At 71.5% G+C, this 25,912-nt stretch carries 23 protein-coding genes; 10 read left to right on the forward strand and 13 right to left on the reverse strand.

The window, feature by feature from the left end; translation table 11 throughout:
- Nucleotides 1–14: 14 nt before the first annotated feature.
- Nucleotides 15–890, reverse strand: coding sequence for a UbiA family prenyltransferase (locus tag ABGB14_RS29155; protein ID WP_347647021.1), 876 nt, complete (start codon nt 888–890; stop codon nt 15–17).
- Nucleotides 891–1,100: 210 nt separating this feature from the next.
- Between ABGB14_RS29155 and leuA the strand changes: the two genes are divergently transcribed.
- Nucleotides 1,101–2,771, forward strand: a complete 1,671-nt coding sequence (leuA, locus tag ABGB14_RS29160) for a 2-isopropylmalate synthase (protein ID WP_347647022.1) — start codon at nt 1,101–1,103, stop codon at nt 2,769–2,771.
- A gap of 301 nt (nt 2,772–3,072) precedes the next feature.
- Here leuA and ABGB14_RS29165 read toward each other — a convergent pair whose 3' ends face one another.
- From ABGB14_RS29165 to ABGB14_RS29175, 3 genes are read right to left on the reverse strand one after another with little or no spacing between them, the layout of a single operon-like run.
- Entirely contained in the window at nt 3,073–3,882 is an 810-nt protein-coding gene (locus tag ABGB14_RS29165) for a metallophosphoesterase (protein ID WP_347647023.1), read from the reverse strand.
- A gap of 2 nt (nt 3,883–3,884) precedes the next feature.
- Complete coding sequence (locus tag ABGB14_RS29170) at nt 3,885–4,094, reverse strand: DUF5988 family protein (protein WP_132338046.1); 210 nt, start codon at nt 4,092–4,094, stop codon at nt 3,885–3,887.
- A gap of 13 nt (nt 4,095–4,107) precedes the next feature.
- Nucleotides 4,108–5,520, reverse strand: a complete 1,413-nt coding sequence (locus tag ABGB14_RS29175; RefSeq protein ID WP_347647024.1) for a carboxyl transferase domain-containing protein — start codon at nt 5,518–5,520, stop codon at nt 4,108–4,110.
- 328 nt (nt 5,521–5,848) lie between these two features.
- On the opposite strand from ABGB14_RS29175, the gene ABGB14_RS29180 reads away from it, so the two are divergent.
- Nucleotides 5,849–7,057, forward strand: a complete 1,209-nt coding sequence (locus tag ABGB14_RS29180) for an NADP-dependent malic enzyme (protein ID WP_347647025.1) — start codon at nt 5,849–5,851, stop codon at nt 7,055–7,057.
- An 18-nt stretch (nt 7,058–7,075) separates the two neighbouring features.
- On the opposite strand, the gene ABGB14_RS29185 is transcribed toward ABGB14_RS29180, so the two are convergent.
- A complete protein-coding gene (locus tag ABGB14_RS29185; protein WP_347647026.1) occupies nt 7,076–7,504 on the reverse strand; it encodes a nucleoside deaminase in 429 nt (142 codons plus the stop codon).
- A 21-nt stretch (nt 7,505–7,525) separates the two neighbouring features.
- Nucleotides 7,526–8,386: a DUF4429 domain-containing protein gene (locus ABGB14_RS29190; RefSeq protein WP_347647027.1), complete on the reverse strand. Its 861-nt coding sequence runs from the start codon at nt 8,384–8,386 to the stop codon at nt 7,526–7,528.
- Between the two features lie 50 nt (nt 8,387–8,436).
- On the opposite strand from ABGB14_RS29190, the gene ABGB14_RS29195 reads away from it, so the two are divergent.
- Complete coding sequence (locus tag ABGB14_RS29195) at nt 8,437–9,021, forward strand: HD domain-containing protein (RefSeq protein WP_347647028.1); 585 nt, start codon at nt 8,437–8,439, stop codon at nt 9,019–9,021.
- Between the two features lie 36 nt (nt 9,022–9,057).
- Here ABGB14_RS29195 and ABGB14_RS29200 read toward each other — a convergent pair whose 3' ends face one another.
- A complete protein-coding gene (locus ABGB14_RS29200; RefSeq protein ID WP_347647029.1) occupies nt 9,058–9,768 on the reverse strand; it encodes an FCD domain-containing protein in 711 nt (236 codons plus the stop codon).
- 140 nt (nt 9,769–9,908) lie between these two features.
- Between ABGB14_RS29200 and ABGB14_RS29205 the strand changes: the two genes are divergently transcribed.
- Genes ABGB14_RS29205 through ABGB14_RS29225 form a run of 5 tightly spaced genes read left to right on the forward strand, consistent with a single transcriptional unit; the run spans nt 9,909 to nt 16,317 of the window.
- Nucleotides 9,909–11,516, forward strand: a complete 1,608-nt coding sequence (locus tag ABGB14_RS29205) for an ABC transporter substrate-binding protein (protein WP_347647030.1) — start codon at nt 9,909–9,911, stop codon at nt 11,514–11,516.
- On the forward strand, nt 11,513–12,472 hold the full coding sequence (locus ABGB14_RS29210; protein WP_347647031.1) for an ABC transporter permease: 960 nt from the start codon (nt 11,513–11,515) through the stop codon (nt 12,470–12,472). Before ABGB14_RS29205 ends, ABGB14_RS29210 begins: the two co-directional genes overlap by 4 nt.
- Nucleotides 12,469–14,433: a dipeptide/oligopeptide/nickel ABC transporter permease/ATP-binding protein gene (locus ABGB14_RS29215; protein WP_347647032.1), complete on the forward strand. Its 1,965-nt coding sequence runs from the start codon at nt 12,469–12,471 to the stop codon at nt 14,431–14,433. Before ABGB14_RS29210 ends, ABGB14_RS29215 begins: the two co-directional genes overlap by 4 nt.
- Nucleotides 14,426–15,415, forward strand: a complete 990-nt coding sequence (locus ABGB14_RS29220; protein WP_347647033.1) for an ABC transporter ATP-binding protein — start codon at nt 14,426–14,428, stop codon at nt 15,413–15,415. The genes ABGB14_RS29215 and ABGB14_RS29220 overlap by 8 nt, the downstream gene beginning before the upstream one ends.
- Nucleotides 15,412–16,317 carry a dihydrodipicolinate synthase family protein gene (locus ABGB14_RS29225; protein WP_347647034.1) on the forward strand — a complete coding sequence of 302 codons (906 nt, stop codon included), beginning with the start codon at nt 15,412–15,414 and terminating at the stop codon, nt 16,315–16,317. The genes ABGB14_RS29220 and ABGB14_RS29225 overlap by 4 nt, the downstream gene beginning before the upstream one ends.
- A gap of 143 nt (nt 16,318–16,460) precedes the next feature.
- Here the strand turns inward: ABGB14_RS29225 and ABGB14_RS29230 are convergent, their stop codons facing one another.
- Nucleotides 16,461–16,718 (reverse strand): DUF1876 domain-containing protein, encoded by a 258-nt coding sequence (locus ABGB14_RS29230; protein WP_347647035.1) that lies wholly within the window; start codon nt 16,716–16,718, stop codon nt 16,461–16,463.
- Between the two features lie 58 nt (nt 16,719–16,776).
- On the reverse strand, nt 16,777–18,192 hold the full coding sequence (locus tag ABGB14_RS29235) for an MFS transporter (RefSeq protein WP_347647036.1): 1,416 nt from the start codon (nt 18,190–18,192) through the stop codon (nt 16,777–16,779).
- Between the two features lie 101 nt (nt 18,193–18,293).
- Between ABGB14_RS29235 and ABGB14_RS29240 the strand changes: the two genes are divergently transcribed.
- On the forward strand, nt 18,294–19,193 hold the full coding sequence (locus tag ABGB14_RS29240; RefSeq protein WP_347647037.1) for a LysR family transcriptional regulator: 900 nt from the start codon (nt 18,294–18,296) through the stop codon (nt 19,191–19,193).
- Nucleotides 19,194–19,218: 25 nt separating this feature from the next.
- On the opposite strand, the gene ABGB14_RS29245 is transcribed toward ABGB14_RS29240, so the two are convergent.
- The 4 genes from ABGB14_RS29245 to ABGB14_RS29260 form a co-directional block, all read right to left on the reverse strand.
- Nucleotides 19,219–20,880: a catalase gene (locus tag ABGB14_RS29245; protein WP_347647038.1), complete on the reverse strand. Its 1,662-nt coding sequence runs from the start codon at nt 20,878–20,880 to the stop codon at nt 19,219–19,221.
- A gap of 113 nt (nt 20,881–20,993) precedes the next feature.
- Nucleotides 20,994–21,368, reverse strand: coding sequence for a BlaI/MecI/CopY family transcriptional regulator (locus ABGB14_RS29250; RefSeq protein ID WP_347647039.1), 375 nt, complete (start codon nt 21,366–21,368; stop codon nt 20,994–20,996).
- Nucleotides 21,369–21,432: 64 nt separating this feature from the next.
- Nucleotides 21,433–22,413 carry a sugar kinase gene (locus ABGB14_RS29255; protein WP_347647040.1) on the reverse strand — a complete coding sequence of 327 codons (981 nt, stop codon included), beginning with the start codon at nt 22,411–22,413 and terminating at the stop codon, nt 21,433–21,435.
- An 81-nt stretch (nt 22,414–22,494) separates the two neighbouring features.
- Nucleotides 22,495–22,830 carry a hypothetical protein gene (locus ABGB14_RS29260; RefSeq protein WP_347647041.1) on the reverse strand — a complete coding sequence of 112 codons (336 nt, stop codon included), beginning with the start codon at nt 22,828–22,830 and terminating at the stop codon, nt 22,495–22,497.
- On the opposite strand from ABGB14_RS29260, the gene ABGB14_RS29265 reads away from it, so the two are divergent.
- Nucleotides 22,792–25,875, forward strand: a complete 3,084-nt coding sequence (locus ABGB14_RS29265) for a BTAD domain-containing putative transcriptional regulator (protein WP_347647042.1) — start codon at nt 22,792–22,794, stop codon at nt 25,873–25,875. The two genes, ABGB14_RS29260 and ABGB14_RS29265, sit on opposite strands and share 39 nt — an antisense overlap.
- Nucleotides 25,876–25,912 lie beyond the last annotated feature (37 nt).

Below are 25,912 nucleotides of genomic sequence, written 5' to 3' on the forward strand. Positions count from 1 at the left end.
CACGGTCAGAGGGCTCAGACGAGGGTCAGGATCACCAGGCCGTGCAGGGCGTACTGCGTGGCCATGAAGGCGCCGTACGGCTCGCGGCGGCGCCCCTGGACGCACAGGACCGTGATGGCGATCGCACCGGCGACCATGGCGAGAGCGCTGGGCCACAGCGGCAGCTCCAGCAGCAGCACCGCCGCCGTGAACGCGAGCGCCAGGCCGATGGCGACGGCGCAGATCGCCCGCCGCAGGGCGTCCTCGCCGTGCGTGACCGCGAAGGTCGTCCGGCCGGCCTGCGTGTCGCCCTCGATGTCGGGCAGGTCCTTGGTCGTCGACCCCACCAGCGCGGTCCAGAGCGACGCCGCCGGCACGAAGACGACCAGCATCAGGGAGACATGGAACTCGCTGGCGTAGGAGAGCGCGCCCGCGACGTAGGTGAGCACGGTGGCGGCGCCTCCGGTCAGGACCGTGCCGCCCGAGCTGCGCTTGAGCGGGAACGGCGGGCCCGAGTACAGGTAGCCGAGCACCAGCACGACCGTGAGCAGCAGGCCCATCCGCGGGTCGAGCGCGAAGCCGCTGAGCAGGCTGACCAGCGCCGCGCCCACCGCCACCGCGGTGGCGAAGGTGGGCGGCAGGTCGCCTCTGCAGATGGGCCTGCGCGAGCCGTTGAGGCGGTCCTCGGAAACGTCCATCACGCCGTTGAAGAGATAGACGGAGAAAATCATCAGCACCCATGTCAGGGCGCCCCAGGCCGTTCTGCCGAGATGCCCGTCGGCGCCGGCGACCTGCGCGCACAATGCGGTGCCGGTCAGAAAACGCAGTAAGAAGATTATTTGCACAGAAGGGCGAGACTCTGCCAGACACAGACCGCCGCGCCGCAGCGCCACGGTTTCGATGGTCGCCATGATCGGATTGTGCGCGACCGCCGGGAGGCGGAGAAGGGGGGTGCGCCTAAAGATACCGGGGTGGGCACTCTCGATACCCGGGCGGATATCTATGGGTAAGGACCGGCACTCTCATGATCCTCGCCCTATTCGGCGGCGCCCGGCCGATTGTACGTTGTGATCGGAGATCTCCTACAGGCAGACCATGACCAAGGCGAAGGAGATTCAACCATGGTCCCGACCCGCCCCGTAGAGCGCTATTCGGACTTTACTCCGTTGGCCCTGGCCGACCGTACGTGGCCGGACAAGAAGATCGTTTCAGCGCCGCGCTGGCTGTCGACGGACCTGCGCGACGGCAACCAGTCACTGGCCAATCCCATGTCGCCGGCCAGGAAACTCCAGATGTTCGAGCTGCTCGTCGACATCGGCTACAAGGAGATCGAGGTCGGATTCCCGGTGGCCAGCCAGGACGACTACGACTTCGTACGCCTGCTCATCGAGGAGAACCGCATCCCCGACGACGTGTGGATCTCGGTGCTCGTGCCGGCGCGGGACGAGCTGATCGAGCGTTCGGTGAGCGCGCTCGCGGGGGCGCCGCGCGCCACTTTCCACCTTTACAACGCGACCGCGCCGCTGTTCCGGCGCGTGGTGTTCGACATGGACCGCGCGCAGTGCAAGGACCTGGCCGTGCAGGGCACCCGGATGATGATGAAGTACGCCGAGCGCGACCTGGCCGGCTGCGACCTGCGCTACCAGTACTCGCCGGAACTGTTCAACGAGACCGAGCCCGACTTCGCCCTCGAGGTCTGCGAAGCGGTCATGGACGTGTGGGAGGCCGGCCCGGGACGCCCGATCATCCTGAACTTCCCCACCACCGTGGAGCGTTCCCTGCCGTCGGTGTTCGCCGACCAGGTCGAGTGGCTGGACCGCCACCTGTCCCGCAGGGAGCACGTGTGCCTGTCCATCCACCCGCACAACGACCGCGGCACGGGGGTTGCCGCGGCCGAGCTGGCGATGCTGGCAGGCGCCGAGCGGATCGAGGGCTGCCTGTTCGGCAACGGCGAGCGGGCCGGCAACGTGTGCCTGGTGACGCTGGGCATGAACATGTTCACCCACGGCGTGGACCCCGAGATCGACTTCTCCGACATCGACCGCATCCGCGGCACGGTCGAACACTGCAACGAGATCCCCGTGCACCCCAGGCACCCGTACGGGGGCGAGCTGGTCTACACCGCCTTCTCCGGCTCGCACCAGGACGCGATCAAGAAGGGGTTCGACGACCTGGAGCGCCGGGCCGCCGGGTCCGGCGTCGGCGCCGACGAGATGCCGTGGACCATGCCGTACCTGCCGGTGGACCCCAAGGACGTCGGGCGCACGTACGAGGCGATCGTGCGGATCAACAGCCAGTCGGGCAAGGGCGGCATCGCGTACATCATGAGCGCCTGGCACGGGATGGAGCTCCCTCGCGAGCTGCAGCGGGAGTTCGCCGGGCTCGTGCAGGAGCGGGCCGACCTGCGGGGCAGCGAGCTCTCGCCCGACCAGGTGTGGGAGCTGTTCCAGGAGGAGTACCTCTCCCGCGACGAGCGGTCCGGCGCGCTGGGCGCGGGCGGCGACCGGATCACCGCGACGCTGCACATGGACGGCCAGCGCGAGCAGGCCGTGCGGGCCATCGGCGCCACGCTGGCGCCCCTGGGCGTGGACGTGCGCGCGGTGCACCGGTCCGGCGGCGCCGAGCGGGTCGCCAGCATGGAGACGACGGTGTACGCCGAATGCAAGGTGGACGGCGAGACGGTCTGGGGGGTCGGCGTCGCCACCAACGTGGTGGACGCGACCCTGATGGCGGTCGGCTCGGCCGCCAGGAGGAGCGGGCGGACGGAGGTCAGGCTCGCGAATGCAAGCTGACGCCCAGCGCGCGACAGAAGCCCGGCAGCGGCCGCCATCAGGCGGCCGCTGCGGCGTTTCCACGGCGCGGCGCGCGCGGCGGCCGATGATTCCCGGGCACGACGAAAGCCACCGCTCATTTTCTCGATGAGCGGTGGCTTTCGTTCTCGGAAGGCCTCGCAAAAGGGGTACGACGTCTAGCTCAATGCCTCACCTCGCCGGCGGGATAAACACCTTCAAAACTGTGTTACCTGTATTCAAGCGCCGCCCGGAGGCTTTTCCCACCCCTAGCTCACCCTTAGGGTGGACGCGAATTCCCCGGTCAGCTTATTCGCCGCGGACGGCCCGGCTCGGTGGGCCGCGGGCGCCATTCGCGGGGATATCCCAGCGAGACCTCCTCGAAGCGCACGCCGTTGTGCCAGGTGGTGCGGGGAATGTGCAGGTGCCCGTAGACGACCGTGCGCGCGTTGAACCGCACGTGCCAGTCGGCGGTGCGCTCGGTGCCGCACCACAGGGCGAAGTCGGGATAGCGCAGGACGTCGGTCGGCCGGCGTACCAGGGGATAGTGGTTGATCAGCACGGTCGGCAGGTCGGCGGGCAGTTCGCCCAGCCGCCGCTCGGTCAGCTCGACCCGGGCCGCGCACCAGGCCTGCCGGGACGGGTACGGGTCGGGATGCAGCAACATCTCGTCCGTGCACACCACGCCACGCTCGTAGGCCTGCGCCAGCGCCTCGGCCCGGGAGTGCACGCCGGGGACCCGGAAGGAGTAGTCGTACAACACGAACAGCGGCGCCACGACGAGCGAGCCCTCCCAGACCGGGTAGGGATCTTCGGGCGTGACGATGCCCAGCTCGCCGCAGAGCCGCACCAGATGGTCGTAACGCTCGACGCCGCGCAACCGCACGGGGTCGCTCGGATGGGTCCACAGCTCGTGGTTGCCCGGGGCCCACACGACCTTGGCGAAGCGCCCGCTGAGCAGGCGCAGCGCCCATTCGATGTCGGCCATGAGCTCGGCGACGTCGCCCGCGATCAGCAACCAGTCGGTGGCGGACCGGGGCCGCAGTGCCTCCACGATCTCCCGGTTGTCCGCATAGCCCACGTGGAGATCGCTGATGGCGAGCAACGCCGACATTCTTACTCCGCGATGGCCGTCCGCATGATCCAGGTGTAGACGGGAAGCTCCTGCCCGTCCACGCGCGTTCGCTCACCTCTGTGGAGGAAGTGCTCGTACCCACTGCCGAAAGGCAGTTTGATCTTCTCGCAGCCCGGCGCGACGGTCAAGAACCGCCGTTCGGTCGGCAGGTGGTTCGGTCCCCCGATGAGCATGACTTTGACGTACGACATGGGTCACCTCGTTTCATAGCGGGATGTTGGAGTGGCAGCCGCGGGACTGCGGCGCCCGTGCGAGTGCTTCCGCCAGCCGGAGCCGGGTCTCGGAGGGGGAGATGACCTCGTCCACCACGCCGAGTGCCATGGCCCGCTCGACCCCGCCGGCCGTGCGCTGGTGCTCCTCCACCAGGCGCGCGTGCAGGTCCGCCCGCTCGGGCTCGGGCACCGCGGCCAGCTTCTTGCGGTGCAGGATGCCGACCGCCGCCTCGGCCCCCATCACCGCCACCTCCGCGTCGGGCCAGGCGTACACCGCGGTCGCGCCCAGCGACCTGGAGTTCATGGCGATGTAGGCGCCGCCGTACGACTTGCGGGTGATCAGCGTCACCCGGGGGACGACCGACTCGGCGAAGGCGTGCAGCAGCTTCGCGCCGCGCCTGACCACGCCGCCCCACTCCTGCTGGACGCCGGGCAGGTAGCCGGGAACGTCGACCACGACCACCAGGGGGACGCCGAGCGAGTCGCACATCCGCACGAAACGCGAGGCCTTCTCCGCCGAGAGCGAGTCGAGGCAGCCGCCCTTGCGCAGCGGGTTGTTGGCGATCACGCCGACGGCCCGGCCGCCGAGCCGCCCGAGCCCGACCACCATGTTGGGCGCCCAGCGCGGCTGCAGCTCCAGAAAGTCGGGGTCCAGGACGGCGCGGACCAGCGGCCGGACGTCGTAGGCGCGCCGTGGCATGTCGGGGAGCAGCGCGCGCAGGTCGCGCGGCTCGCTCAGCGCGGCGAAGTCGAAGCCGCCGGGCCGGGTGAAGAACCCCGCCAGCAGGCGGGCGCGGTCGTACGCGGCCTCCTCGGAGTCGACCGTGACGTGCGCGACGCCCGATTTGGGGCCGTGCGCGTCCGGGCCGCCGAGGCCGGCCATGTCGATGTTCTCGCCGGTGACCGTGCGGACGACGTCGGGCCCGGTGATGAAGACCCGGCCGGCGTCCGACATGATGATCACGTCGGTCAGCGCGGGCCCGTACGCGGCCGCGCCCGCGGCCGGCCCGAGCACGACCGAGATCTGCGGGATGAGGCCCGAGGCGGCCGTCATGGCGGCGAACATGCGCCCCACACCGTCCATCGACTCCACGCCGTCGGCCAGCCGGGCGCCGCCGGAGTGCCACAGCCCGATCACCGGGCAGCGCCGGCGCACGGCCAGCTGGATGGCCTCGACGATACGGTTCGCGCCCGCCCAGCCCAGCGCGCCGCCCATGATTGTCGCGTCGGTGCAGTAGGCGATCACGGGCGAGCCGTCGATCTGCCCGTGCACGGCCTGCACGCCGCTGCCGTCGTCGCCGTGTATCGGCACCACCGAGCCGGGATCCAGGAGCCGCGAGAAGCGCACCGATGGAGTCCTCGGATCGAGTATTGCCTCCGTGGGAAAAGCGGTCAGGACCGTCATCGTTGTCCTTTCGCCGGAATCTGTCCTTCGAAATGTCCCGGGCGACCCCTATCGCGGACAACCCCTATCGCCTCGTACCTCTAGCAGGGGAGCTCTCGGACGTAGGGGGTGCGTGGGGTGACCGGTAAATGGACGCCGTGTGACACTCGGCTTGTGTTGTTCGCCGAATTCCAGCGTGCCGGCCGGTGTACGGCAGGCGCAGAAAGGTGCGCAAATCATGAAACGCACACAGCTCAAGAAAAGCCGGCAGACCTCACGTGATCCCAGGTTCGAGGCGCCGGACACGCGCACCCCGTCCGGCCGGCTGCTGCGGTTCTAGGAGCATGACATGACTACCGAAATCACCGCACCGGCCATCGGCCTCGCCGCACTCCTCGACCAGGACCCGGCCTTCCGCCTGCACGAGGGCGGCAAGCTGGAGACGCGCCCGTCCGTCCAGGTGCGCGACCTGGACGATCTGTCCCTCGCCTACACGCCGGGGGTGGCCCGCGTCTGCACCGCCATCGCCGAGCGGCCCGAGCTGGCCGACGAGTACACCTGGCGCTCCAACGTCGTGGCGGTCGTCACCGACGGCACCGCGGTGCTCGGGCTCGGCGACATCGGGCCCACCGCGGCGATGCCGGTCATGGAGGGCAAGGCGCTGCTGTTCAAGCAGTTCGGCGGCGTGGACTCGGTGCCCATCTGCCTGGACTGCACGGACGTCGACGAGCTCGTGGAGACGATCGTCCGGATGGCCCCGTCGTTCGGCGGCATCAACCTCGAGGACATCAGCGCGCCGCGCTGCTTCGAGGTGGAGCGCCGGCTCAGGGAGGTGCTGGACATCCCCGTCTTCCACGACGACCAGCACGGCACCGCCATCGTGGTGCTGGCCGCGCTGCGCAACGCGGCACGGGTGACCGGCCGGCGGTTGTGGGATCTCCGCGCCGTCGTGGCGGGGGCGGGCGCCTCCGGCCTCTCCGTCGCGAGCATGTTGCTGAACGCCGGCATCGGCGAGGTCGCCGTGTCGGACAGCAAGGGCGTCCTGCACACCGGCCGCGACGACCTCAACCGCCACAAGGCCATCATCGCGGGCTGCACCAACCGGTCCGGCCGCACCGGCACGACCGAGGAGGCCCTGGCCGGGGCCGACGTCTTCATCGGCCTGTCGGGCTCGACGATCAGCGAGCGGGCCATCGCCTCCATGGCGCCCGGCTCGATCGTCTTCGCGCTGTCCAACCCCGAGCCGGAGATCCACCCCGGGATCGCCCAGGAGCACGCCGCCGTCGTGGCCACCGGGCGCAGCGACTTCCCCAACCAGATCAACAACGTGCTGGCCTTCCCCGGCGTCTTCAGGGGCGCCCTGTCGGCCCGCGCCTCGGCCATCACCGAGAACATGAAGATCGCCGCGGCTCACGCGCTGGCCGCCGTGGTCGAGGAGGAACTGTCGGCCGACCGGATCATCCCGGAGCCGTTCGACCCCCGGGTCGTGCCCGCCGTCGCCGCCGCGGTCGCCGACCAGGCCCGCCGCGACGGCGTGGCCCGGCTCCCCGGCCTCTGACCCGCCTGTCCCCGCTGGTCAGCGGTAGTAGCCCTCGACCGGTACGCGGGCCTCGGCGTAGAGGGCAGGCCCCTCGCCGGGAGGGTCGGTGAAGGCGGTGCCGGGCGGCTTGAGCCCGTCGAGCTGCTCGCCGGACAGCGCGTAGACGACCCGGCCCAGGCCCGAGCGCGCGATGGCGCCCGCGCACATGCCGCACGGCTGGCAGCTCGTGTACATGGTCGTGGCGGCCGCGGTGGCCGGGTCGAGCTCGCGGCCGGCCCAGCGGGCCAGCTTGAGCTCCGGGTGGGCGGTGATGTCGCGGTCGGTGAGCGAGGAGTTGCGCTCCTCGGCCAGCACGGTCCCGTCGGGCCCGGCCAGCAGCGAGCCGAACGGCGGGTTGCCGCCGGCGCGGGCCTCGGCGGCCAGCGCGATGGCGCGGCGCAGGAGTTCTTCTTCGTCGGGTGTCATGATTTCTCCTCGGACCTTCGCCTACGGCTCCAGGCGGCGGATCACGGCCTGCTTGGCCGTGGTGAACTCCTCGTCGGTCAGCACGCCGGCGCGGTGCAGCTCGCCGAGCTCGGCCAGGCGGCGCAGCACGGCGTCGTGCACGTCGCCGGAGGCGGGCGCCGGCGCGGGCGGCAGCTCGGGCACGTCGCGCGGCAGCCGGGCGAGCACGGCGGCGGCGACCAGGGCGGTGGCGCCGCCGAAACGCTGGATGCCCCAGGACACGCAGCGCAGGTCCTTCTGCGGCGGCTGCTGGATGGGCCGCTCGCCCTTGATGCGGAAGCGCAGCGTGCCGGAGCCCATGCCGGACTGGGGTTTCCACTCCACCCCGGCGATGTCGGACAGCGGGAACTCCTGCGGCCCCGCCTTCTCCTTGTCGGTGCTCGCCCAGCCGGTCCACTCCAGCCGCACCCGCTCGCCGTCGAACAGCGCGGTGCCGTCGCCGGCGGTGGCGGAGATGGGCACCGGAGGGGGCGGCAGCAGGTAGTCCTCGCAGGGTGCGCTCGGCGTCTGGTAGACGAGCAGGGTGTCACGAACCTCATCGGCGAAGTATTCGCCCGCGCCCGCGCGGTTCTTCGGCACCGTCAGCCGGTAGGGGTCGGCGGGCGGCTCCAGCAGGCCGGCGACGACGTCGGACAGCGCGTCGGCCCCCTTGCGCAGGCGCAGGCGTACGTGCCCGCCCTTGCGCCCCGGTTCGTACGTCACGCCCGCGATCGCCGTCATCGGGACCACGACCTCGCCCAGCGTCCTGCGCAGCTCGTGGACGTCCTTGTCGCTGCCGGGCACGATGCGCAGGACTTCTCCGTTGAACGTCCACGACCCGTCGGGGACGGCGATCTCGGCCATAGTGTTCAGCCTAAGACACCTCGGGGCACGGCCATATCGAGAGGAACGGGATGGAGACCTTCACGAGCTGGACGTCCTGGAGGCAGGCGGAGGGGCCTCTCCGTGCGGCGCTCCCGCCGGAGACCGTGGGCGCCCTGCGCGACGCGGTGACGTTCGCGCGGAGGTGGCACGGGGCGCAGCAGCGGCCCACCGGGCGACCGTACCTCGACCATCTGCTGGAGGCGCTGGAGGTGGCGGTGGCGGGCGCCGGGGTGGAGGACAGGGACGTGCTGGTGGCGATCGTGCTGCACGACGTGCTGGAGGACACGTCGTGCACCGAGGCGGAGATCGCGGGCAGGTTCGGGCCCCGCGTGGCCGCGCTCGTGCGCTGGGTGACCAAGCCGCGCGGGGGGAGGAAGGCCGACTACCTGGCTTCTCTCGTCAAGGCCCCGCCGCAGGCCGTGCTGGTGAAGCTGGCCGACCGGGCGAGCAACGTGCAGGAGCTGCAGCGGATGCCGTGGCGCTTCCAGCGGGCCTACTACCTGGAGACGGTCGCCTACGTCATGCCGCTGGCCGGGTCTCATCCCTGGTTCGCGAGGTGGTACGCGGACTGGCGCGAACGCTGGCGCCGCGTCGAGCGCTGGCCCGCGCACTGACCCCGCCGCGCCCGCTGCTGGTCCCGCACCGTACGGCTAGCCGCTGATCCTGCCCACGCGGTTGCGCACGCCCTTGAAGTGGGCGAGTACGGCGGCCACCGCGGCGGCCCGGTCGCCCGCGAGCACGGCGGTGTAGATGTCGCGGTGCCGCGTGACCACGTCGTCGGGCGACTCGTCCGGCACCCCGAGCTGGTCGCGCAGCTGGTAGTAGACGTCCCAGAACGCGCCGAGCAGCTGGCCGACGAGCGGGTTGCCGAGCGGCCGGTAGAGGAGGTCGTGGAAGAGGCGGTCGGTCTCCGGCGAGACGGGCCCGGCCTCCGCCTCGGCCTCCATCCTGACGATGACGTCGGCCACCGGGGTCAGGTCGGCGGCGGGGTCGAGCTCGATGAGGCGTTCGACGAGGCCGCTCTCCAGGATCTCGCGGATCTCGATGAGGTTCGCCAGATGGTTCTTGCCGTTCTGCAGCGTGATGCGGCTGTGGAAGGTCAGTTCGTTGACGAGCCCAGCGAGCGACATCCGTCCCACGAACATGCCGAAGCCGTGCCGGATGTCGACGATTCCGACCGCCTGCAGGGCTTTCAGCGCCTCTCTGATCGAGTTGCGGCTGACCTGGAGCTCTTCCATGAGCTCCGACTCGGTGGGCAGGGGGTCGCCCGCCACCAGCCCGCGCCTCACGATGAGGTCCTTCACGCCCTCCTGGGCCTCCACGGCCCTGCTCGGACGTACCGGGCGCGGGACTGTCGTCATGAAGAGTCACCTTCTCTTAGCCACTTACGTAACATTACGGAAATCTTTGGTTGACCTCAGGCCGGATTGCCATCTAGCGTCCCACTTACGCAAAAGATAGGACATGGGACGTCCCATGTTCTACCCCTCAGGAGGCATCCGTGAGCTCTGACTTCAGCCGCCGCGACTTCCTGCGTTACAGCGGAGCGACGGGTGCGGCGGCGTTCATCGCGGCCACCCTCTCCGCCTGTTCCGGAGGCCCGGCGTCGACCGGCTCGGTCGGCGCCGGAACCAACAAGGACCTGATCACCGCCGTCATCGGCTACGGCAACGATCAGAGCTGGGACCCGACGCAGACCGCGTCCGCCTTCGCGATGGCGGGGATCAGCCACGTCTACGAAGGGCTGCTCGACACCGATCCGATCACCCGCGAGCCGTACGCCGCGCTCGCCACCGAGCTGCCGTCCGACCTGGACGCGACCTCATGGAACTTCACCCTCCGAGAGGGCGCCACGTGGCACGACGGGAAGCCGGTCACCGCCGACGACGTCGTCTTCACCTTCGAACGGGTCCTCGACCCCGAGGCCAACGTGCTGATCGGCAACTTCTTCAGGTCCTGGCTGAAGGAGGTGAAGAAGATCGACGACCGGAACGTCGAGCTGGTCTTCACGTTCCCCTTCGCCGACGCCGCTCCCCGGCTGACCATCGCCAAGATCATGCCCAAGCACGTGTTCTCCCAGGCCGGCGCCTGGGACCAGGCCAAGGGCGGCAAAGCCGTGGGGTCGGGGCCGTACAAGCTGGCCGCGCACAACCCCAAGTCCAACACCTCCTTCGAGGCGTACGACGGCTACAACGGCCCGCGCCCCGCCACGGTCAAGAAGATGAACTGGCTGACGATCGTCGACGCCGCCGCCCGCGTGGCCAAGATCTCCGGCGGCTCGGCCGAGGCGCAGATCGCCGACAACATCCCCTACGCCAACGTCGACCAGCTCAAGCAGCAGGGGCTGACGGTCGAGGGCGGCAAGGGCATGAACCACATGTTCCTGATGTTCAACACGGAGGCCAAGCCGTTCGACGACGTACGGGTGCGCCAGGCGCTGCACTACGCGATCGACAAGCAGAAGATGATCGACGTGGCGCTCAAGGGCCACGGCACGGCCTCCAGCTCCTTCCTCAACGAGGGCCACCCCGACCACAAGCGGGCCTCCGTCGTCTACGACTACGACCCCGACAAGGCGAAGGCGCTGCTGAAGGAGGCGGGCGTCAGCGACCTGACGGTCAACCTGATGGCCGTCAACGTGAGCTGGATCGCCGACTGCCTGCCGACCATCGCCGCCTCGTGGGAGGCGGTCGGCATCAAGACCACGCTGGAGCCGCAGGACACGGCGGCGTTGTTCACCAAGATGGACCAGGACCAGGACTACCAGGTGGTCGCCGCGGCCTCGAACCCCAACCAGTTCGGCATGGACGCCGACCTGATCTGCCGCTACAACTTCGTCAAGGGCGGCCTGTGGATGAAGTACGCCGGCTACGACGGCAGCAAGGACGCCGATGCGCTGTTCGCCCTGATGGACGAGGCGACCAAGGAGCCGGACAAGGAGAAGAAGAAGGCGACGGTCCACAGATATCTGGACATGATCGCTGAGCAGGCCGTGCTCTACCCGGTCGTCCACACCGAGCTCATGACCGCCTGGGACGCGAAGAAGCTGTCCGGCGTCGAGGCCCAGCCGTACCCCGGCATCAACCTCCTCCAGGCCAAGAGGACATGACGCTCGTCGCCCGGATGCTGCTGCGGCGGCTCCTCATCCTGATCCCGCTGGTGCTCGGCGTGATCGCGTTCGTGTTCATCGTGATGCGCTTCTCCAACAGCAAGCCGGAGTACGCGTACTTCCAGGGCGCGAACCCGACCGCCGAGCAGATCCGCCGGTTCCAGCTCGAGAACGGGCTGCTGGACCCGCTCCCCGTGCGCTACGTCCGCTTCGTCATGGACCTGGCGCAGGGCGACATGGGCACCAGCGTGCTCACCAGGAAACCGGTCATCGAGTCGGTGACGACGGCCCTGCCGCTGACGCTGCAGCTGACGCTCCTCGGCCTGGTCGTGGGGCTCGTGCTGTCGTTCGTGTTCGGCGTGGTCGCGGCGCTGTACCGCGACCGCTGGCCGGACCAGCTCGTCCGCCTGGTGTCGCTGATCGGGGTGGCGGCGCCGTCGTTCTGGCTGGCGCTGCTGATGATCCAGTGGCTGGCGGTCGGTGAAGGGCTGTTCCCCACCAGCGGCTACATCAACCCGGCCGACTCGTTCGCCGGCTGGCTGCGGTCGATGACGCTGCCCGCCCTGTCGTTGTCGTTGCCGATCGCCGCCCAGCTCACCCGCATCATCCGCACGTCGGTGGTGGAGGAGCTGGACCGCGACTACGTACGCACCGCGTACGGCAGCGGACTGCCGCCGATCGTGGTCATCGGCAGGAACGTGCTGCGCAACGCGCTGATCAACCCGCTGACCGTGCTCGGCCTGCGCATCGGCTACCTGATCGGCGGCACCGTGGTCATCGAGACGATCTACGGGCTGCCCGGCATGGGACAGCTCATGATCAACGCTGTGCGCGACGGCGACCCCGCCGTCGTCCAGGGCGTGGTGCTGACCATCGCCGTCGGCTTCATGATCGTCAACCTGGCCGTCGACGTCCTCTACCTGCTGGTCAACCCCCGCCTCAGGAGCGCCTCATGAGACGCGGACTCACCGACCGCCTGGCCCGGCCGGGCGTGACGTTCCGCAGGCTGAAGCCGCTGTCGTGGATCTCGCTCGGCCTCATCGCCGCCGTCGTGCTGGCGGCGGTGCTGGCGCCGCTCATCGCGCCGCACTCGCCGTTCTTCCAGGAGGCGTCCGGCGGCGGCCCGTCGGCCGAGCACTGGATGGGGCTCGACAGCGCCAACCGCGACATCCTGTCCAGGCTCCTGTACGGCGCCCGCTGGTCGCTCATCATCGGCCTCGGCGCGACCGGGCTCGCCCTGGTGGCCGGCGCGGCCATCGGCGCCGTCGCGGCCACCTCGCGCAGGGCCGTCGACGAGACGATCATGCGCCTGCTCGACGTCATCATGGCGTTCCCCGGCATCGCGCTGGCGGCCGTGCTCGTGGCCGTGTTCGGCGGCAGCATCCCCGTCCTGGTCATGGCCATCGCCTTCCTCTACATGCCGTCCGTGGCCAGGGTCGTACGGGCCAACGTCCTCGCCCAGTACGGCGAGGACTACGTCGCGGCCGAGCGCATCATCGGCGCCCGCACCCCGCACATCGTCATCAAGCACGTCGCGATCAACTGCGCGGCGCCGGTGCTGGTGTTCTGCACGGTGATGGTGGCCGACGCCATCGTGTTCGAGGCGTCGCTGTCGTTCATCGGCGCCGGCGTGCGGCCGCCGGACCCGTCGTGGGGGAGCGTCATCGCCGACGGCAAGAACCTGGTGCTGCTCGGCGGCTGGTGGGGCACGGTCTTCCCCGGCCTGCTGATCCTGCTGACCGTGCTCGCCCTGAACATCCTCTCCGAAGGCATCTCCGACGCCTGGGCCGCGCCCGCCGCCCGCAAGGCGCCGGTCAGGAAGGACGAGGACGCCTTCGAGCGGGCCCAGCCGGGCTCCGGCGAGGCCGTCGAGCTGCCCGGGCTGGCCGAGGCCGCGCGCCGGCTGGCCGAACGCGCCCGCCCGCTGCCCCAGGGGCCGCCGATCCTCACGGTGGAACGGCTGCGCATCGGGTTCGCCGAGGGCGTGGACATCGTCGACGGCATCGGCTTCGAGGTGCGCCCCGGCGAGGTGCTCGGCCTGGTGGGCGAGTCGGGCTGCGGCAAGTCGCTGACCGCGCTGACCATCATGGGCCTGCAGCCCCGCGACGCCCGCGTCAGCGGCCACGTGCGCTTCGACCAGCGGGAGCTGCTCTCGCTGCCGCGCCGCGCCCGCCGCCGGCTGCTCGGGCACGAGATGGCGATGATCTACCAGGACGCGCTGTCCTCCCTCAACCCCGCCATGACCATCAACGCCCAGCTCAAGCAGCTCACCCGCCGCGGCGGCCGGCGCACCCCCGCCGAGCTGCTCGAACTCGTCGGCCTCGACGCCCGCCGCACCCTGACCTCCTACCCGCACGAGCTGTCGGGCGGGCAGCGGCAGCGGGTGCTCATCGCGATGGCGCTGTCGCGCGAGCCCAAGCTGATCGTCGCCGACGAGCCCACCACGGCGCTCGACGTGACCGTCCAGGCGCAGGTCATCGAGCTGCTGCTGAAGCTGCGCGAGGAGCTCGGGTTCGCGCTGATCCTCGTCTCGCACGACCTCGCCCTCGTCGCCGACGTCACCGACCGCGTGGTCGTCATGTACGGCGGCCAGATCGTCGAGACCGGCGCCACGCCCTCCCTCGTCGGCGCGCCCGCCCACCACTACGCCCGCGGCCTGCTCGGCTCGGTGCTGTCTCTGGAGGCCGGGGCCGAGCGGCTCACGCAGATCCGCGGCGTCGTGCCCGCCCCCGCCGACTTCCCCAGCGGCTGCCGGTTCGCCGACCGGTGCCCGATGTCCACCGACGTGTGCCGTACCGAGGCCCCCGTCCTGCGGGGCCCGCTCAACGGGGACGCCACGCACGCGGTGGCCTGCCACCACCCGGTGACCGCCGCACCGGACCCGAACCGCGAGACGAGGAGTGAACAGCGTGCTTGAGCTCGACGACGTGCACGTCGTGCACAAGGCCCGCTCCGGCGGCCTCTTCACGCGGGACCGCGTCTACGCCCTGACCGGCGCGAACCTCACCGTCGCCGCCGGCGAGACCGTCGGCATCGTCGGCGAGTCGGGCTGCGGCAAGTCGACGCTGGCCAAGGTGCTGGTCGGCCTGCAGCGGCCGACCTCCGGCACCGTGACCTTCCGCGGCGAGGACCTGTGGGGCCTCAAGGAGGCCGACCGGCGCGCACTCGTCGGGTCGAGCGTCGGCATGATCTTCCAGGACCCGTCCACGGCGCTCAACCGGCGCCTGCCCGTCCGGCAGGTGCTGCGCGACCCGCTCAACGTGCACCGCCGCGGCACGCCCGCCCAGCGCGACGCCCGCGTACGCGAGCTGATCGACCTGGTCGGGTTGCCGTCCAGCGCCGCCGAAGCGCTGCCCAGCCAGCTGTCCGGCGGCCAGCGCCAGCGCGTGGCCGTGGCCAGGGCACTCGCCCTCGAACCCGAGCTGGTCGTGGCCGACGAGCCCACCAGCGCGCTCGACGTGTCCGTCCGCGCCCAGATCCTCAACCTGCTGCTCGACCTCAAGGAACGGCTCGGGCTGGCGCTGGTGTTCGTCTCGCACGACATCCAGACCGTACGCAGGATGAGCGACCGCGTCGTCACCATGTACCTGGGCCGGATCGTCGAGCAGACACCCGCGCAGGCCGTGCCGCTGAGCGCCCGGCACCCGTACACGCGGGCGCTGTTCTCCGCCACCCCCGGGCTGATCTCGCCGATCAACCCGATCCCGCTCGTGGGCGCCGTGCCGTCGGCCACCAGGCCGCCGAGCGGCTGCCCGTTCCGCACGCGGTGCTGGCGGGCGGACGACGCCTGCGCGGCGGAGATGCCCGCGGCGCAGACGGACGACGACCATCTGTTCCACTGCCACCATCCGGTGGCGGCAGGAGCGACCGACCTCGAACTGATCCAGGAGCGCCCATGAGGCTTACCGGTGTGATCCCCCCGGTGTGCACCCCCATGACCCCCGACCACCAGGTGGACACCGCGTCGCTCACCCGGCTGGTCGACCACCTGCTGGGCGGGGGAGTGGACGCGCTGTTCGTGCTGGGCTCCTCGTCGGAGGTGGCGTACCTGACGGACGCGCAGCGGCGGGCCGTGCTGGACACCGTGGTCGGGCACGTGGGCGGTCAGGTGCCGGTGCTGGCCGGGGTGATCGACATGACGACGCCGCGGGTGCTCGAACACGCCCGCGTCGCGCGCGAGGCAGGGGTGTCGGGGCTGGTGGCGACCGCGCCGTTCTACACGCGCACCCACCCCGACGAGATCCGCACGCATTTCCGTACGATCGCCGCGCGGGGCGGGCTGCCGGTCTACGCCTATGACCTGCCCGTCTCGGTGCACACCAAGTTGAGCGCAGAGCTGGTGCTCGGACTGGCCGCGGAGGGCGCGCTGGCCGGGGTCAAGGACTCCAGCGGCGACGACGGCGGCCTGCGCGAGGTCATCATGGGCCGTACGGCGCCGTTCAGCGTGCTGACCGGGTCGGAGGTGACCGTGGACTCGGCCCTCTGGATGGGCGCCGACGGAGTGGTGCCCGGGCTGGGCAACGTCGACCCGCACGGCTACGCCGAGCTCTACCGGTGCGCCTCCCGCGGCGACTGGGAGGCGGCCAGGGTCGAGCAGGAGCGCCTGGTCAGGCTGTTCGAGATCGTCCGCGTGGGCGGCTCGCGCATGGGCGGCAGCTCGTCCGGCCTTGGAGCGTTCAAGGCCGCGCTGCACCTGCGCGGGATCATCGACTGCCCGGTCACCGCGCTCCCGCAGACCCCGCTCAACGACGACGAGACCGGCGAGATCGGCAAGCTCCTGGCCGCCGCCGGCCTGCTCTAGCCCTGGTGAGACGGCCGGCCAGGCCGGCGGGTCAGGCCCTGGCAGCTGGACAGGGCCGGCTGGACAGGGCCGGCTGGACAGGGCCGGCTGGACAGGGCCGGCTGGACAGGGCCGGCTGGACAGGGCCGGCTGGACAGGGCCGGTCAGGCAGTGCCGGACAGCTGGGCGACGTCCTCCGCGCCGTCCTGGATGAGCTTCGCCGACAGGTCGGACAACGCCCGCCCGACGGCCAGCTCGTCCCCGATCCCGGGTACGGGCCGGTCGACGGGATTGCGCCGGGCGCGCCCGACGCTCTCGTGCCGCTTGCCGTCCGCCGTGAACAGGGCCACCGTGGCCGTGGTCACGGCGTCCTCGTCGTCCTCATGGATCCAGATCTGCACGTTCCACTGCTTGTCATCCATCGTGGGCACCTCCCTATGCCCGAGCCCTACCCCGGAGGCCCGGACATAAAGTGGCAGGTCAGCGCTCGGCGTGCGCGGCGCGCTCGGAAGGCGGGGTTCTCCGCGTCGCGGCGAACGTGACGGCGATCGCGACCAGGTAGCCGACGGCCGCCAGGATCATGGGCAGTCGCAGGTGCGGCAGGCCGGCGGCCGGGACGCCCGTGGCGGACCGCTGCACCGCGGTGCTGCCGAGCAGCGCGACGCCTATCGCGCCCCCGGCCTGTCGTGCCGCGTTGAGGGTGGCGGCGCCGAGGCCGGCTCGCCGCGGCCCGGCGGCGCCCAGCGCCACTCCGGTCATGGCCGGCATGCACAGGCCGACGAGGCCCGTGATCGCGCCGAACCCGGCAAGGACCGCGACCGACGAATCGTCTCCCCAGCCGGCCAGCAGACAGGTGCCGAGGAGGCCGCCGGCCAGGCCCGACACCATGGGCACCCGGGGCCCCCACCGGTGGGTCACACGGCCCGAGAACAGCGCGCCGAGGGCGACGACCGCGGTCAGCGGCGACAGCACCACACCGACCACCAGGGGTGACTGGCGAAGCGTACGCTCCAGAAAGACGGTGAGGCAGAACAGGACGCCGTAGAGCCCGAGATTGAACAGCAGCCCCACACTGGTCGCGCCGCCGAACCGGCTGCCGGCGAAAAGTGCCGGCGGCAACATCGGCTCGCTGACGTGGTGTTCAACCACCACGAACGCGATTGCGGCGATCACGGCGACGCCGAGCAGGCCCAGCACCGCAGGTGCGTGCCAGCCCAGCGTCGAGGTCATGGTCAGCGCAGCGGTCAACGCGAGCAGGGATGCGATGGCGAGCGACTGACCAGGCAGATCGGGCCGGGTCGCGGTGTGGCGCGGGGTCTCCCCGATGCGCGCGGCGACGATCCCCATGGAAACCAAGGAGATCGGCACCACAACGAGGAAAACCGCGCGCCAGCCCAGCGCCGCGACCAGCCAGCCGCCGACGACCGGTCCAGCGGTCAGCCCGATGCCGGACACGCCGCCCCAGACGCCCAGCGCCCGGGCTCGGTGCGCGCCCTCCGGGAAGCGGTGCGCGATGAGCGCCAACGAGCACGGCACCACCGCTGCCGCACCGGCCCCCTGCGCGGCCCGCGCCATGATCAACGTGATCGCGTCAGGAGCGACTGCGCACGCCGCGCTGGCCAGCGCGAACAGCACGGCGCCGGCCTGGTGGGTACGGCGTGCGCCCCACCGGTCACCGATGTTGCCCGCGGTGAGCATCAGGGCTGCGAACGCGACGGTGTAGGCGTTGAGCACCCATTGCAGGGTGACCATCGACGCGCCCAGATCGGCGGCGATGTCCCCGGCAGCGACGTTCACCGCGGTGGCGTCGAACAGGACCAGGAAGAACCCGAGGCAGATCCCGGTCAGGGCGAGCGCGCTCCCGCGCGCAGTGCTGGGTGGAACCGAATGTGTCATCAGGTTCTGAGCATGCTACTTGTGAAGAACCTGGTAAATGCGGAGTGTTTGCAGGGTGCCTTCGGCAGACCCGAAGGCTGGCACGGAGACGGGAGCCTCCAGTGGACCTCATAGATCTCGACCTGGTCATGGCGGTGGCCGAGACGGGCAGCATCACGCACGGCGCGGCAAGAGCCCGCCTGTCCCTGCCCTCGGCCAGCGGACGCATCCGCGGCCTCGAACGCACCCTGGGGGTGACGCTGTTCGACCGAGGTCGCCGCGGTGTGACCCTCACCCCGGCCGGGCAGTTACTGCTGCGCCACGCCAGGACCGTGAGCCGTACGGTCGACCGGCTCCACACCGAGCTGGACGAGTACGCGCAGGGGCATGGTGCCACCGTCCGCGTCCAGGCCAACGCCGCGGCGAGCACGAGTGTCGTGCCCGCGGCGGCCATCTCGTTCCTGACCGCACACCCGCGTGCCCGCATCGAGCTGGAGGAGCGCCCGAGCCGGCGGATCGTCGCCGCCGTGGCGGAACGGCGGATCGACCTGGGGATCGTCGCCGACTCGGTCGACCTCGGCCGGCTCGGGACCCGGGTGATCCGCCCCGATCCGCTGGTGGTCGTCACCCTCCCGGACGATCCGCTGGCCGGGCAGCCCGAGGTGTCCTACCCGGACGTGCTCGGGCGCCCGCTCGTCGGCCTGAACAGCGCCAATCCGCTGCAGGAGCATCTGGAGACACATGCCCTGCCGCTGGGCGCCCGTCCGGTGTACCGCATCGGGCTGCCCAGCGCCGAGCTGGTCTGCGACGCGGTGGCGGAGGGCATCGGCATCGCCATCCTGCCCCGCCACAGCGTCCGCGACCGGCTCGCCGGCGGCGCCCTGGCCGCCACGGAGCTGGCCGAACCGTGGGCCGCCCGCCGGTTGGTCGCCTGCTTCACCAGCGAGCGCGAGCTGTCGGACACGGCCCGCGCGCTCCTCGACCACCTGCTGGCCCGAGCCCGAGACGACAGGGGCCCGTAGCCGCCCGAGCGGGAAGTACACGGCGTCAGCGCTCGGCGTGCGCGGCGCGCCCGTTCGGCACGCAGTGCGTCATCTTCAGCCCCTCGACGTCACGAGGGCCGTTCCTGCCCAGCTTGGCCAGCCGGTCACGGTCCTCGTCGGTGAGGTCCTGGCTCTTCAACGGCTCCAGCCCCGCCACGTCGTCGGGGCTGATGCCCAGCCCCTCGCCCACGCGCAGCCCGAGCTCGTCCTCGGCGAGCAGGAAGTGCCAGACCATGCGCTCCTGGATGCCCCGGTCGCACTGCCGCAGCGCGGAGACGAAATTGTGCACGAGGTCGTCGCGCTCCCACTGCTCCATGAGCAGGTAGCGCTGCCCCGGCTGGACGTAGTCGTTGGCGCGCGGGATGCGCTTGCGGGTGAGCCTCCCGCTGACCTCGGGGCCGACCTCGTCCGGATGCGGGTACTCGGCCTCGCGCAGGCCGCCGCGCAGCGACGGCTCGTAGTTGATGTGCGGGTCCTCGCCCCCGGTGTCGACGAAGTACGTCATCAGCCCGTCGCGCTGGTTGGTGCGGATGGCGGCGTTCCTGGCCTGGTTGACCGGCAACTGGAGGTAGTTGGGCCCGACGCGGTAGCGCTGGGTGTCACTGTAGGAGAACGTCCGGCCGATGAGCATCTTGTCGTCGGAGAAGTCGAGCCCGTCCACGAGCACGCCGGTGCCGAACGCGGCCTGCTCGTTCTCGGCGAACTGGTTGTCCACGTTCCTGTCGAGCACCAGCCGGCCGACCGGCAGGGCGGGGAACTCGTTCTCCGGCCACACCTTGGTGTCGTCCAGCGGGTCGAAGTCGAGCTCGGGATGCTCGTCGTCGCTCATCAGCTGGACCAGCAGCTCCCACTCCGGGTAGTCGCCGCGCTCGATGGCGTCGTGCAGGTCCTTGGTGGCATGCCCGAGGTCGTTCCCCTGGATGACCGAGGCGTCGGCCTCGGTCATGCTGCGCACGCCCTGCTTGGGCATCCAGTGGTACTTCACCAGGAACGACTCGCCCTGCCGGTTGACCCACTTGTAGGTGTTCACGCCGAACCCCTGCATGTGCCGGTAGCCGGCGGGGATGCCGCGCGGGCTGAACAGGTTGACCAGCATGTGCAGGCTCTCGGGCGTCTGCGACATGAAGTCGAAGATGCGGTTGGGATCCTGCCGGAACGTGACCGGGTCCGGCTTGAGCGAGTGGATCACGTCAGGGAACTTGATGGCGTCCCTGATGAAGAAGACCGCCAGGTTGTTGCCGACAAGATCCCAGTTGCCGTCCTCGGTGTAGAACTTGACCGCGAAACCGCGCGGGTCACGGGCGGTCTCCGCGGAGTCCCGGCCGCCGATCACGGTGGAGAAGCGCAGGGCGACGTCGGTGCGCTTGCCCGCCTCCTGGAAGAGCTTGGCCCTGGTGAACCGGCTGATCGGCTCGTCGCCGAGCTTGCCGTACGCCTCGAAGAAGCCATAGCTGGTCGTGCCCCTGGCGTGCACCACGCGCTCGGGAATGCGCTCCCGGTCGAAGTGGCTGATCTTCTCCAGGAACTGGTAGTTCTCCAGCGTCGCGGGGCCGCGCGGGCCGATCGTCCGCTGGTTCTGGTTGTCGTAGACCGGGTGTCCCTGCCGGTTGGTGAGCACCTCGCGCTCGTCGTTCGGCCCGGAACCCATGCCGGAAACATCAGTCATCATCGTTCCTTCCCCCGGACGAGTCCTCCCCGCCTGCCCCCAAGCCCGTAGCGGAAACAGGGAAAGGAATGGCCCCGATGACGCGGACGCCGGATCCGGCCCGGGGCTGCTCGCTAGGCCCGGTGGCCCTTGGGGGGACAGACCCGCAGCGCGGCCTCCAGCGCGGTGGCCTCCTCGGGCGTGAGCCGCTCCAGGAAGTGGACCAGAGTGGCGGCCTGGTTGCCGCTGGCGGCCAGCGCGTGCCGCATCAGCTCCGCGGTGTAGGCCTCCTTGGTGAAGATCGGCTCGTAGACGTAGGCCCGGCCGACCGGCTCGCGCTTGAGCAGGCCCTTGGTGTGCAGCTTGTCCATCACGGTCATGACCGTGGTGTAGGCGATCTCGCGCTCCCGGCGGAGGTCTTCGAGAACGTCACGAACGGAGGCGGGCCGGCGGTAGGACCACATCCTGTCCATGATCGTGGACTCGAGCTCTCCCAGCGGGCGCTTCATGGAGGCCATGCTACGGGCCGGCGTACGAGTCAACCGTTCGACAACCGGCGGCGAGGTGGCGTGATCACCTGCTCACACCGTCGGCGGGCCGCCGCAGCAGGTTCAGGTCGGCCCGCCGCGGCAGGCTCTCCCAGTCGCCCTGCGAGGTCACGGCGAACGCCCCCGCCGCGCACGCCGTGCTGAGCCGCTGCGCGGGCTCCGCCCCCGCCAGCCAGTCCGCCAGCCAGCCGGCCGCGAACGCGTCGCCGGCCCCCACGGAGTCGACCTCGGTCACGGCGTAGGGCTCCGCCCGCCGCTCGACGCCGTCGGACAGCTCCATCGCGCCCTCGGCCCCGAACTTGATCAGCACGTGCCGCGGGCCGAGCTTCGCCAGCGCCCCGGCCAGCTCGGTGGCGCCTTCGACGTCGGCGATCAGCCGGCCCTCGGCCTCGGTCGCGAACAGCACGTCCACGTCGCCGACCGTCTCGCGCAGCCACGCCCCCGCCTCGGCAGGCGTCCACAGCGCCCTGCGGTAGTTGACGTCGAGCGAGACGAGCACCCCCGCGGCCCGGGCTTCGGCGATCGCGTGGTGTACGGCCTCGCGGGCCGAGCCGGAGAGCGCGGGCGTGATCGCGGAGACGTGCAGCACGCGGGCCGACCGGATGAGCTCCGGGTCGAGGTCGGCGGCGCGCAGCCGCGAGCCCGCGCTGTCCTTGCGGTAGTAGCGCACGTCGATGAGGTCGGCCGTGCGCCTGCCCTTGATCATCAGTCCGGTCGGCGCGTCGGGGTCGGCGATGGCCCGCGCGTCCACGCCCTCGCCCTGCAGGGTCGAGCGGATCAGGTCGCCGAACTCGTCGGCCCCGACCCTGCCGATCCAGGTCGCGCGGTGGCCGAGCCGGGCGACGCCGATCGCGACGTTCGACTCGGCACCGCCCAGACCGAGGTCGAAGTCGCGGGCGAAGCGCATCGGCCCCGTGCGGCGGGCGGCGAACAGCGCCATCGTCTCGCCGAAGGTCACCAGCTCGGTCGTCGGCCCAGTCGTCGGCCCAGTTCTGCGTTCTGGCACGTGGGCCAACATACCGACAGAACCACCTTTGCAGCACATCGTCCTCACATGCGGGGCGGCCCGCCGGCCGTCAGGACGACGTCACGATCGGGAGGGGCCGTCCGCGACCGCGATCGCGTGCTTGTCGTCAGGGGCCAGGAACTCCAGCAGCCGCCGGCCCTCCTCCTCGGCCTCCTCGATGACGGAGATCGGCTCCCACTGGTGGAGGGTGAGCGTGGAGGTGCCCCTGGCGCGGTGCTGCCGTACCGTGTCACCATCGTGCTGACCTTCCGCGTGCTCGGCCCGCTCGCCGCACACCTCGACGGCGAGCCGGTCGCGCTGGGCAGGCCCCGCCAGCGTTCCGTGCTCGCCCGCCTGCTGGCCGCCGGTGGCCAGGTGGTGCCGGTCGACCGCCTCATCGACGACCTCTACGCCCACGAGGTGCCGCCCAAGGCGCTCGCGGCCGTGCAGTCGTACGTGTCGAATCTGCGCCGGGCCCTGGAGCCGGGCAGGTCGCCCCGGGCGCCCGCCGGCGTGCTCGTCACCCAGCCGCCCGGCTACGCGCTGCGCCTGGAGGCGGGGGCGGTGGACGCGTGGAGGTTCGAGAGCATCGTGAGCGACCCGGCGGCCGGCCACGAGCGGCTGGCCGAGGCGCTGGCGCTCTGGCACGGCCCCGCCTACCAGGAGTTCGCCGGCGCCCACTGGGCCGACGCCGAGGCGGGACGGCTGGAAGAGCTGCGGCTGTCCACGATCGAACGCCACGCCGACGCGGTCATCCGGCTGGGCCGGGCGGCGGGGGCCGTACCCGATCTCGAACGGCTGGCGGGGGAGCACCCGCTGCGCGAGGCGGTGTGGGCGCTGCTGGCCAGGGCGCTCTACCGGTGCGGCCGGCAAGGTGAGGCGCTCGGCGCGTTGCGCAGGGCCCGCGCCCACCTGGCCGAGGAGCTCGGCGTCGACCCGGGTCCCGAGCTGCGGCGGCTGGAGGAGGACATCCTCGCCCAGGCCGCGCACCTCAGCGAGGCCGCGCCGCCGCCCGCCCCCGCGGCGCGGCCCGCCGCGGTCGCGCAGCCGTACGTCGGCAGGCGCGCCGAACTCGCCGGCGTGACCGCGCTGGACGGCGGCGTCGTCCTGGTCAGCGGGGAGCCGGGCGCCGGAAAGACGGCGTTCATGGAGCAGGTGCGCGACGCGCTGGAGGGCAGGGGCTGGACCGTCGGGTGGGGCCGCTGCCCCGAGCACGAGGGCGCCCCCGCGGGCTGGGCCTGGGCCGAGCTCCTGCGCGAGCTCGCCGCCCGCTTCCCGCCCGGAGATCCTGAGGCGCTCGCGCCGCTGCTGTCCGACGCCCCGGTGCGCGGTGACGTCCCGGGGGCCAGGTTCCGGCTGCACCGGGCGGTCGGCGCGTTCGTCACGTCGATCGGGCGCCCACTGCTGCTCGTGCTCGACGACCTGCACCGGGCCGACGCCGAGACGCTGGCCATGCTCACCCACGTGATCGGCGCCGCCGCCGGGCTGCCGGTCCTGGTCGCGGGCGGCTACCGGCACACCGAGCCGAACGACCACCTCGCCGACGCGCTGGCCGCCATCGCCGCCCGCGAGCCGCACAGGGTGGAGCTCGACGGCCTGGCGGCGCCCGAGGTGGGCGAGCTGATCAGCCTGACCTGCGGCCGTCCGGCGGACGCCGCCACGGTCGCGCAGGTCGCCGAGCGCACCGGCGGCAACCCGTTCTTCGTCAGGGAGACCGCGCGCCTGCTCGACGCGGAGGGCGTGGCCGCGGTGCCCGCGGGCGTGCGTGACGTGCTGCGCCGCCGCGTGGCCAGGCTGCCCGCGCAGGCCCAGACGATCCTGCGGCAGAGCGCGGTCATCGGCCGCGAGAGCGACATCGACGTGCTGACCGCCGTCAGCGGCGCCGACGAGGAGTCCGTGCTGGCGGCCATCGAGTCGGGGCTGGTCACCGGGCTGCTGACCGAGCCGGAGGCGGGGCGGCTGAGGTTCGCGCACGTGCTCATCCGCGACACCCTCTACGACGACCTGTCCCGCATCCGCAGGGCCCGCCTGCACCTGCGCGTGGCCCGGGCCATCGAGGAGCACGACCCGGGCGACGTGGCCGCGCTCGCCCACCACTACGCCGCCTCGGCCGCCGACCCGGCCAGGGCCGCGCGCTACGCCGGGCTCGCCGCCGAGCAGGCCGAGCGCCGCTTCGCCCATCACGAGGCCGCCGCGCTCTGGCAGCAGGCGCTCGACGCGACCGGAGACCCGCGCCGGCGCCTGGAGCTCACCCTGTCCCTGGTGTCCGCCCTGGCCAACACCGGCCGGCTCGTCACGGCCCGCACCCACAGGGAACGCGCGCTCCGCGACGCGCTGCCGCTGGACGACCCCGACCTGCTGGCCCGGGTGATCGTCTCGTTCGAGGTGCCGACGTTCTGGAGCAGCCGCGAGTACGGCACCCTCGACACCACCCTGATCGAGGCGGTCGAGCGGGCGCTGACCCGGCTGCCGCCCGGCGACGGCACGACCCGCTGCCGGCTGCTCACCACGCTGGCGTTCGAGCTGGAGGGCGAGCCGACCGAACGCGGTTACCTCGCCTCCCAGGAGGCCGTCGCGATGGCCCGCCGCCTCGGCGACCCCGCCCTGCTCGTGCTCGCCCTCAACGGCCGCCTGCACCAGACCTTCCGGTACGGCGGCCACGCGGAACGCGCCCTGATCGGCGCCGAACTGCTGCGCCTGTCGGGCTCCGACGTGACCGTCGAGGTGCTCGGCCACCTCATCCTCATGCAGGCCGCCATCAACCGCGCCGAGCTCTCCGTCGCCGACCGGCACGCCGCGAGGGCCAGGCAGCTGGCCGACCTTCACGACATGCCGCTGCCCCTCGCCGTGACCGGCTTCTACGACGGCCTGCGCGCCGCGCTCGCCGGTGACTTCGACACCGCCGAATCCCGTTACCGTGCCGCCGCCGAGCTCGCGGGCCGGCTCGGCATGTGGCAGCACGAGACGGGGCTGCTGCTGCTCAGCAGGTACGCCATGTGCCTGATGCGCGGCGACCTCACGCCGATCCTGCCCGACCTGGAGCCGTTCGCGACGGTGGGGCCGTGGCGCGAACAGTGGCTGGAGCTGTACGCGCTCGCGCTCTGCCGCGCGGGCCGGGCCGGCGAGGCTCGCGCTCTGGTGCCCGCCGAGCCGCCTCCCGTGCGGCGCGACTACTTCTGGCACCTGCTGACCGCGGTCCGGGGGCTGCTCGGCGTCGCCCTCGGTGACCGGGGGCGGGCGCAGCGGGCGTACGACGCGTTGCTGCCGCTCTCGGCCGAGCCGGTGGGGAGCACCGGCTATCTGGCTGTCTGGCCCACCGCCCAGGTGCTCGGCGACCTGGCCGCCTTCCTGGGGCGCCCGGCGGAACCCCACTACAGGGAAGCGCTGGAGGTGGGTGAACGGGCGAACGTCAGGCTCTGGATCGACGCCGCCCGCGCACGGTTGACCTCGCCACCCTCCTGAGCAGTATGGGAGCTCTTGTGGTGAAACGCTAAGATCG

Source organism: Nonomuraea sp. B10E15, assembly GCF_039871615.1.
Classification (GTDB): Bacteria; Actinomycetota; Actinomycetes; order Streptosporangiales; family Streptosporangiaceae; genus Nonomuraea.